The organism is uncultured Faecalicoccus sp., assembly GCF_944327125.1.
Taxonomy (GTDB): Bacteria; Bacillota_I; Bacilli_A; order Erysipelotrichales; family Erysipelotrichaceae; genus Faecalicoccus.
Genome location: NZ_CALVGO010000056.1, coordinates 1 through 8243, shown reverse-complemented (window position 1 = coordinate 8243; position 8243 = coordinate 1). Strand labels below are relative to the sequence as shown.

The 8243-nt window shown below is 44.5% G+C and carries 11 protein-coding genes; all 11 read left to right on the top strand.

Annotated elements, in window-relative coordinates:
• Positions 1-225: EAL domain-containing protein (locus Q0K03_RS06410; RefSeq protein WP_297238894.1), on the top strand; the 225-nt coding region annotated here is incomplete at its 5' end.
• Complete coding sequence (locus Q0K03_RS06405) at positions 222-2282, top strand: sensor domain-containing diguanylate cyclase (RefSeq protein WP_297238893.1); 2061 nt, start codon at positions 222-224, stop codon at positions 2280-2282. The genes Q0K03_RS06410 and Q0K03_RS06405, both read left to right, overlap by 4 nt.
• Positions 2279-3178 (top strand): transglutaminase-like domain-containing protein, encoded by a 900-nt coding sequence (locus Q0K03_RS06400; RefSeq protein WP_297238892.1) that lies wholly within the window; start codon positions 2279-2281, stop codon positions 3176-3178. Before Q0K03_RS06405 ends, Q0K03_RS06400 begins: the two co-directional genes overlap by 4 nt.
• 11 nt (positions 3179-3189) lie before the next feature.
• A complete protein-coding gene (locus Q0K03_RS06395) occupies positions 3190-4212 on the top strand; it encodes a type II secretion system F family protein (protein WP_297238891.1) in 1023 nt (340 codons plus the stop codon).
• Position 4213: 1 nt separating this feature from the next.
• The gene (locus Q0K03_RS06390; RefSeq protein WP_297238890.1) at positions 4214-4525 is read left to right on the top strand and encodes a hypothetical protein; all 312 of its coding nucleotides are present in this window, start codon (positions 4214-4216) and stop codon (positions 4523-4525) included.
• Positions 4518-4967: a DUF4860 domain-containing protein gene (locus Q0K03_RS06385; protein WP_297238889.1), complete on the top strand. Its 450-nt coding sequence runs from the start codon at positions 4518-4520 to the stop codon at positions 4965-4967. The genes Q0K03_RS06390 and Q0K03_RS06385 overlap by 8 nt, the downstream gene beginning before the upstream one ends.
• Positions 4964-5317 (top strand): hypothetical protein, encoded by a 354-nt coding sequence (locus Q0K03_RS06380; protein ID WP_297238888.1) that lies wholly within the window; start codon positions 4964-4966, stop codon positions 5315-5317. The genes Q0K03_RS06385 and Q0K03_RS06380 overlap by 4 nt, the downstream gene beginning before the upstream one ends.
• A complete protein-coding gene (locus Q0K03_RS06375) occupies positions 5314-5661 on the top strand; it encodes a hypothetical protein (RefSeq protein ID WP_297238887.1) in 348 nt (115 codons plus the stop codon). The genes Q0K03_RS06380 and Q0K03_RS06375 overlap by 4 nt, the downstream gene beginning before the upstream one ends.
• Before the next feature lie 2 nt (positions 5662-5663).
• Positions 5664-6719, top strand: a complete 1056-nt coding sequence (locus Q0K03_RS06370; protein WP_297238886.1) for a PilT/PilU family type 4a pilus ATPase — start codon at positions 5664-5666, stop codon at positions 6717-6719.
• The gene (locus tag Q0K03_RS06365; protein WP_297238885.1) at positions 6716-7216 is read left to right on the top strand and encodes a GNAT family N-acetyltransferase; all 501 of its coding nucleotides are present in this window, start codon (positions 6716-6718) and stop codon (positions 7214-7216) included. Before Q0K03_RS06370 ends, Q0K03_RS06365 begins: the two co-directional genes overlap by 4 nt.
• Before the next feature lie 2 nt (positions 7217-7218).
• Entirely contained in the window at positions 7219-8232 is a 1014-nt protein-coding gene (locus Q0K03_RS06360; RefSeq protein WP_297238884.1) for an alpha-hydroxy-acid oxidizing protein, read from the top strand.
• Positions 8233-8243: the final 11 nt, after the last annotated feature.

The following is an 8243-nucleotide window of genomic DNA, read 5'->3' as shown; positions in this document are numbered from 1 at the left end:
TCGGAAAAGAAAGATTCAAAGAGCGTTATGATCATGGAAGAAATGATCCAGCTTTCTAAAAAGTTAAATCTGAAAACGGTCGTCGAAGGGGTAGAGACCAAAGAAAACGAAGAGATGATCCGTCAGTTCGGCTGTGATTATGCCCAGGGGTATTATTACAGTAAACCTATACCGGTGGATGAGTTTGTCCAGAAATATTTGCGAAAGCCAGAGGAGATACTATGAATAAAATCAACAGGGAAGCAATTTTAAAGAATGCGAAAATGGGCCTTTGGCTGATCAAGGTTTCAAAGACAGATCCGCAATCCAATTCTATGGCAGTGGATGAAAGTGCCAGGGAACTTTTAGGGATCCGGGAAGACTGGAATGAACAAGAAGTCTTTTCTTATTGGTTTGCCCGGATCCATCCGGCGTATCTTTCCTATATCAACGAGGCCTTGGCGTCTTTTGAATCAAGAAAATATATCGAGGTGGAATATCCGTGGAATCATCCCGTAAAGGGATGGCGATTTGTCCGCTGCGGCGGAACGCTTCGTGAAACATCCAAAGAAGAATTCTGGATCGAAGGCTATCACCAGGATGTCAGTGATCATCTAAAAGATGATGAACAGCTGGAATCCACACATATGATCCAGGATCCTTATAAGTTTAAAAAGTATTCGGCGTATTTTATGGACGTTTACGATCAGATGAATGAGATCGATCCAGAAACGCTTCAAGTAAACCATATCTTTTTACGCAAAGATAAATTTCCAATTTTTCAGGAAGGTACGGATCTGCCGACGGTGGCTAAAGAGAATGTCCATCCTAATGATCTTGACCGCTTTTATGAATTTATTGAGGATTTCAAAGACAATAAAACGACTTCGTTTATCGAATTTCGTGTCCTAACGGTGGACGGTGGCTATGTCTGGGTAAGGCTGATCTCACAAAAGGTAAAGTTTAACGGAAAAGAAAGATGGCTGTTCTGTTTCTTTGATATCAACGAATCCAAAAAGGCAGCCCGATTAAAAGAAGACAATGAATCTTTGATGAGTGCGATCATCAGTGAAAATACGGATATCTTTGAATTTGATGTATCCAAAGGAAGAATATATAAACTCAATAAAGCGAAAGAAATGAACTACTTTGATTTTCTTGATGCGCTTTGTCAGCGTTATATCGATTCATCGCACAGCACTTTAAAACGCTTCTTTGATCTTTCCAAGGTACAGGAAACAATTCAGAAAAAGCGAAGTGTCAGCCTGGATATCCAAAGAAAAAATGCGTATTTTGGGTTTGACCGGATCACGATCCTGGTGAATCAGAAGATAACGGATCGGGTTTTGATCCTGATCAAGGAAATGGACGAAGCGGTACAGCTGCAGATGATCTTCTCTCAATATATTGAAAATAACTTTGAAGGCTTATGTTTGATCGATCTTAAAAAAGATACGATGATTCCGCTGAATCTGGAAGATGATTTCTTCCTGCGTTCTAAAGTTTATACGTATTCGAAAAAGTCATCGCAGTTTGTCGATCGGTATATTCTGACAGAAGACCGTGAAAACGTAAAACAAAAATTTCAAAAAGAAACGATCCTGAAAGCACTGCGATTCAAAAAGATGTATTACTTTTCTGAAGATTTTCGAGTCCCAAATCAGGAAGATCGCCGGGTGCTGTTTCAGTTTCAGTATTTTGAAGAATCCAACCAACAGCTCTTGTTGATGGTATCCGATATTACCGAACAGTACAAACGGGAACAGGAAGAAAAGAAACAGATGGAACAGATTCGTCTGCAGGCACATACCGATCATCTGACCGGATTGTATAACCGGTATTGTCTGGAAATGAAAATTCAAGAATATTTACAGGAACCAGGAGATACTTATTCGGCGTTCTTGTTGATCGATCTGGATGATTTCAAAGACATCAACGATACTTTCGGACATGGCTGCGGGGACCAGGCCTTAAAGGATGTGGCCCATGAATTGAAACAGTATTTCCGAAGCAGTGACTTATTATGCCGGTTTGGCGGGGATGAATTTGTCGTTTTTATGAAAGATATCAAAGATAAAAACGTTCTTCCGCGCTTAATGAAACGGTTTTTGGATCAGATGCGCCTGACCTATCACAATGAGCAGGTTCAAATTGATTTGAAGGCCTCGATCGGCATTGCGATTTGTCCTGAAGACGGACGCGATCTTAATACGCTTTATGCCAAAGCAGACCGTGCCTTATACCGCATCAAAAAAAGCGGAAAGCGTGGTTTTGCGATCTATGATCCTGCCCTTGATCAATGAATCGCTTTAAAAACATAACCCTGTTCATCTTGATCGCGGCCATGGTTTTGTCGGGATGCTCCAGTCAGGATCAGGAGTATCCGACAGATTATCCATCCAGTCCTTCGATGACGATCCAGGATGTTCATTGGCCGCAATATCCTCAATCCATGATCTTGAGCGATGGGGATACCTTGATCGATTATTCGATGGCATCAAAAGGGTATATTGGTGCCCGCAAGCAGAGTGATCAGGGAAAAACGAAGATCCAAATCATGAAAGAGGAAAAAAAATACAATTATGATATCAATGGGCCGGAAATGGTCAGCTTTCCTTTACAGATGGGAAATGGGGTATATACGTTAAAGATCCTTCAGCAGATCGAGGGAACCAAATATGCGATCAGTGCCAGTGTACAGATCGATGTGCAGCTGGAAAACGAGAAAGATCCATTTTTGTATCCCAATCAAGTTGTATACTACACACCGGATTCGGATGTCGTTGACATTTCCTTTTCCCTTGTCAAAGAGGATAAAAACGATTTAAGCCGGATCGCCCATTTGTTTACTTACGTTGTGGATACACTGGATTATGATGATGATAAGGCCAAAGAAGTGAGCGATAAATATGTTCTGCCCGATTTGGATCAGGCCATCCAGAACAAAAAGGGCATCTGTTTTGATTACGCTTCCTTATTGGCTGCTCTTTGCCGGCTCCAGAATATTCCTGCCCGTGTGATCGTGGGCTGGACCGATATCGAATACCATGCCTGGGTGGAGATCTATCTGGAAGGAGAAGGATGGATCAATCCCAAGATCTATTTTCAGGAAAAGGAATGGTCCCTGGTCGATCCTACGTTTGCGGATGCCCGAAATACGGATTATGAAGGCCGATACGAAGAAGTGTATCGGTATTAGGAGGAAGTAGAATGAAACCTTTGTCGCTACAAGAAAAAACGATATTTGCCAGCGAGCTGGAAATGATCTTATCCAGCGGACTGGATATTCATCAGGGACTTGAGATCATTATAGATCAGCTTCCTTCACAGAATCTGAAACAAACGGTGCTCCAGATTCAGAAGATCGTTGAAGAAGAAGGTACCTTTTCTCAGGGGGTAGCCCAGTCACAGGCGTTTGATCCTTATACGGAACAAATGATCCAGACCGGAGAGATCAGCGGACATCTGGATGAAGTTCTCAAAGAACTGGTGAAATACTACCAGCGCCAGCAGGCTATGAATAAACAGCTCAAAGAAGCGTTTACTTATCCGTTTATTCTTTTGATCATGATGTTTCTGATCGTCGCATTGATGGTTTTTAAAGTTTTGCCGATCTTTGAAGACGTTTTGTCCAGCACCGGTGCCTCTTCGGATCTCATGACTTTTGGGATGCGGTTTGGTCAGGCCAGTTTTTTGGTCTTGTTGGTCTTACTGGTGGTTGTTGTTTTGTTTGGACTGTATTTTCTGACTTCAAAAAATAAACAGGGAATGTTCAAGTTTCTGGCTTCTTTTAAACCGACCCGGAAAATCGTAAAGAATTTATCATTAGCTCGTTTGACCTATGCCTTGTCGCTTTTTGTCTCCAGTGGCTATCCCATCGAACAGACCATGGATATCCTGTGTGCTTTTGTGGAGCATCCGAAGCTGAAAAAGAAGATCGAAGCGGTTCGTGACGATGTCAATCAGGGGGCTTCCTTTGGCGAGTCTTTACTGAAACATCAAATTTATGAAGGTCTTTATGCCAATATGCTGGCAATCGGAGTACACACCGGCCAACAAGATGCCGTGCTCAAGAAACTGGGTGATCTTTACCAGGAAGAAGTCCAGGAGACGACGGCTCGTTTTTTAAATATCATTGAACCTTTGATCATTGCCTTGTTGTCGATCATCGTGGGAGTGATTCTGTTATCGATCATGCTTCCGTTATTAGGCATACTCAACGTATTGGGATGATATGAAAACGATCTTAAAAAGTTTTGCGGCTTTGATTCTGTTTTGCCTGGCCATGGTTTTAGTGTGGAATGGTCTGATCGATGCCAGAGAGACAAGCGCCCGGCAAGATACGCGGCGAATCGAAGAGGCAATCAAAAAAGCGGCGGTAGAATGTTATGCCAATGAAGGCTTTTATCCCGAAGATCTCACGTATTTAAAAGAGCACTATGGACTCCTTCTGGATGAAAAGGCTTATTTTATTTCTTACTATGTAGAAGGGCAAAACATGATGCCGGACATCTATGTCTACCGAAAGGGGGATCACCATGAATAAAATGGGAAATATCTCTATTTTCTTTTCCCTTTCCTTACTGTTTCTGTTCGCATCGCTTTCGTTACTGCTGGTGTACTCCCAGATCCAGAGCTATCAGGATCTGAACCGGCAAATTGAAAAAGAAAGTGAGTTTTATACACCAATCTCTTATATTACGCATAAAGTACAGGCATACGATGAAAAAGATGCGATCTCGGTTGTGGAAGTGGATTCGGTTCCCTGTCTTAAGCTCAAGGATGAAAAGACAATCACGCTGATTTTTCAAAAAGATGGAAAACTCCAGGAGCTTTATGCTCTTGATGGGATTGCGGTTGATCTGAATGCTTCCGAGGCAATCATGCCCTGTGATTCGCTGGATTTTTCTTTAGAAAAAGATCAGCTTGTTTTCACAGTGAACAAAGAAGAGATGAAGGTCAAACTTCATTGTGAGGAAAGCGTATGAAAAACGTAGAAAATTCAAAACCTTTTTCCTTCTTTCTTGAATTCCTTCTGGTCTTGTTCTTTTTTGCGATATCCATGATGATCGTTTTTAGGATCTATACACAGGCGGCCTTGATACACCAGGAAGACGCGCAGAGGCTGCAGGCTCTGACGTATGCCCGCACACAGATCCAAAACGAAGATGAGCTGGTTCCGGGAACTTATGGCTTGAGCGAGGATATGAAGAAAGAAGGTTCATTTTACCAGGTCGTCATCAAAGAAGAGGACAGCGGCTATGGCACATTTTCAGTATATAAAGGAGAAACAGAACTGGTTGTCCTGACGTATTTTTCAAAAGGAGAAGGTTTATGAATTCAAGACGAACAGTAAAGCCGGGGATGGGGATTGCCACGATTCTGTTGATCTTTGTCGTGCTGGTGATGACGATCGTTTCGGTGCTGAGTCTTCTTCGTGTCCGGCAAAATCATGAAAGTATCCATTCGCAGGTCGAATATGCGCAGGCGTATTCTCAAGCCAATGCCAAAGCCGAGTACTTACAGAATCAGGTAAAAAAAGGAAACACAGAAGACGTACAGAAAGAGCCGAAAGGCTATACGTATACCATCGATATTATGAATGGGCAAACACTGCACGTTGTCTTAGACGAGAAAGGCAACGCTTTAGAGTGGAAGACAGAATATGAAAGGGAGGAATGATCATGGATGTTCAAAAGATCTTAAAGGAAGCGGTGGAACAAAACGCTTCGGATATCTTTTTTGTGGCCGGCTCTCCATATGCCTTCAAGATCCAGAAGGAAGTGATCAAACAAGGTACACAGCGCCTGATGCCGGACGATATGAAAGATATCATTCAACAGCTCTATGCCCTGGCGCCTTATTGCCAGTATGAAAACTTTGCGAAAAACGGGGACGATGATTATTCCTTTTCGCTTCCTTCGGTAGGAAGATTTCGCGTCAATGTCTACCGTCAGCGTAATTCCGAGGCGGCGGTCCTGCGGGTTGTCAAATTTGAATTGCCGGATCCTAAAAAACTTTTGATTCCGGATGCGATCCTGGATCTTTCCGAACAGACCAAAGGGATGATCCTGGTTTCCGGGCCGGCCGGAAGCGGGAAGTCAACGACGCTGGCCTGTATTATTGACCGCATCAATGAAAGCCGCAGTGCGCATATTATAACGATTGAGGATCCGATCGAATATCTTCATTCTCATAAAAAAGCCATTGTTTCTCAGCGGGAAGTTTACCATGATACAAAAGATTATCTAATGGCTCTGCGGGCCGCCTTGCGGGAAACCCCGGAAGTGATCTTGTTGGGGGAGATGCGTGATGAAGAAACGATCTCCACGGCCATCACGGCGGCGGAAACCGGGCACTTGTTATTGTCGACACTTCATACGGTCGGAGCGGTCAATACCATTGATCGGATCCTGGATACTTTTGGGACCAACCAGGCCCAGATCCGGGCCCAGCTTTCCATGGTCCTCAATACGGTGATCAGTGAACAGCTGGTACCCGCTTTGGATGGAAGCGTGATTCCTGTTTTTGAGATCATGAAGATGACACCGGCCATCCGCTCGCAGATCCGGGAAGGGAAAACGCATCAGATCGAAAACACAATGACTTCTTCCAAAGCTCTGGGGATGATCACGATGGACGACGCTTTATATGATCTCTATAAGAAGAATCGGATCTCGGCGCAGACCGCCATCCTTTACAGTCTGCATCCAGATACGATGAAAATGAGGGTGCGATGAACCGGGAAGATACGATCTTGATCCGTCATGCGACCTTACAGGATCTCGAGGAGATCAGCGCCATTGAAAACGCATGTTTTCCGGCTTCTCAGGCTTGTTCTAAAAGACAGTTTCAGGAGCGGCTCGCGGTGTATCCTGAACATTTCTGGATCCTGGAAAAGGATCGTAAGATCCTGAGTTTTGCGGATGGCTTTTGTACCCATCAAAAAGAATTGACCGATAAGATGTATGAGAAGGCCGCTCTTCATGATGAGACCGGTCCTTATCAGATGATCTTTGGTGTGAATACCTTGCCGGAATATAGAAAAAAAGGATATGCCTCCTTGTTGCTCAGGCATATCATAGACGAGGCAAGGGCACAGGGAAGAAAAGGTGTGATCTTGACTTGTCTCAAGGAAAAGATTCCTTTTTATTCCCAGCTCGGTTTTGAACTGGAAGGCATTTCGGTGTCCGTGCATGGAGATGTCCAGTGGTATCAGATGATAAGGAGGTTTTGATTTTGACGTATATAGAAGTATTGGAACAGGCACGTAAGAATATGAATTCTTTGTGTAAAGGATGTTTAGTGTGTGATGGAAAGGCATGCCGCAACACGATGCCAGGCCCGGGAGCGAAAGGAAGCGGGACCGTGGCCATTCGCAATTACGAAGCGTGGAAGGACATTCGTCTGGTCATGGATACGATCTGTGACAATGTGCCGGTGAATACAGAAACAACGTTATTTGGCCATGCCTTCAAAATGCCGGTTTTTGCCGGACCGGTAGGGGCGGTCAATATGCATTATGGCGATGCCTTTAACGATTTGACATACAATGAGATCCTGGTCAAAGCCTGTAAGGAAGCCGGAATCCTGGCTTTTACCGGGGATGGTGTGGATCCTCAGATCATGGTGGGGGCAACGCAGAATATCAAGCGCAATGACGGAATGGGGATCCCTACGATCAAGCCGTGGTCCAATGAGGTGATTTTTGAGAAAATGGCCCTGGCTAAAGAGGCCGGTGCCCTGGCAGTATGCATGGATGTGGACGCTGCGGGCTTGCCGTTTTTAAAAGGACTGGAACCACCGGCCGGAAGAAAAAGTGTGGGAGATCTTCGCCAGATCATCGAAGCATGCCCGGTCCCTTTTATCGTTAAAGGCGTCTTGAGCATCAAAGGGGCCTTAAAAGCGAAAGAAGCCGGAGCCCAGGCGATTCTTGTGAGCAATCATGGCGGCCGGGTGCTCGATGATACACCGGCCAGTGCCGAAGTTCTGGAAGAAATCGTTCAGGCGGTGGGAAAAGAAATGATGGTTCTGGTGGATGGCGGAATCCGAAGCGGACAGGATGTCTTTAAAGCTTTGGCCTTAGGGGCGGATGGCGTTGTGATGGCTCGTCCGTTTGTGAATGCGATCTATGGGGCTAAAGAAGAAGGGGTGTCCCTTTTGGTGGATAAGATCCATCAGGAACTGATGGATACCATGGAAATGTGCGGGGCAGCGACCCTTCAGGAAATCACACGGGACATGGTTCGATAGAAAAAGCGAAC

Bases quoted from the DNA above. Each gene is read 5' to 3' on its own strand.
- Q0K03_RS06365 (WP_297238885.1), top strand. From the start codon at position 6,716: ATGAACCGGGAAGATACGATCTTGATCCGTCATGCGACCTTACAGGAT.
- Q0K03_RS06370 (WP_297238886.1), top strand. From the start codon at position 5,664: ATGGATGTTCAAAAGATCTTAAAGGAAGCGGTGGAACAAAACGCTTCG.
- Q0K03_RS06385 (WP_297238889.1), top strand. From the start codon at position 4,518: ATGAATAAAATGGGAAATATCTCTATTTTCTTTTCCCTTTCCTTACTG.
- Q0K03_RS06405 (WP_297238893.1), top strand. From the start codon at position 222: ATGAATAAAATCAACAGGGAAGCAATTTTAAAGAATGCGAAAATGGGC.
- Q0K03_RS06400 (WP_297238892.1), top strand. From the start codon at position 2,279: ATGAATCGCTTTAAAAACATAACCCTGTTCATCTTGATCGCGGCCATG.
- Q0K03_RS06375 (WP_297238887.1), top strand. From the start codon at position 5,314: ATGAATTCAAGACGAACAGTAAAGCCGGGGATGGGGATTGCCACGATT.
- Q0K03_RS06390 (WP_297238890.1), top strand. From the start codon at position 4,214: ATGAAAACGATCTTAAAAAGTTTTGCGGCTTTGATTCTGTTTTGCCTG.
- Q0K03_RS06380 (WP_297238888.1), top strand. From the start codon at position 4,964: ATGAAAAACGTAGAAAATTCAAAACCTTTTTCCTTCTTTCTTGAATTC.
- Q0K03_RS06395 (WP_297238891.1), top strand. From the start codon at position 3,190: ATGAAACCTTTGTCGCTACAAGAAAAAACGATATTTGCCAGCGAGCTG.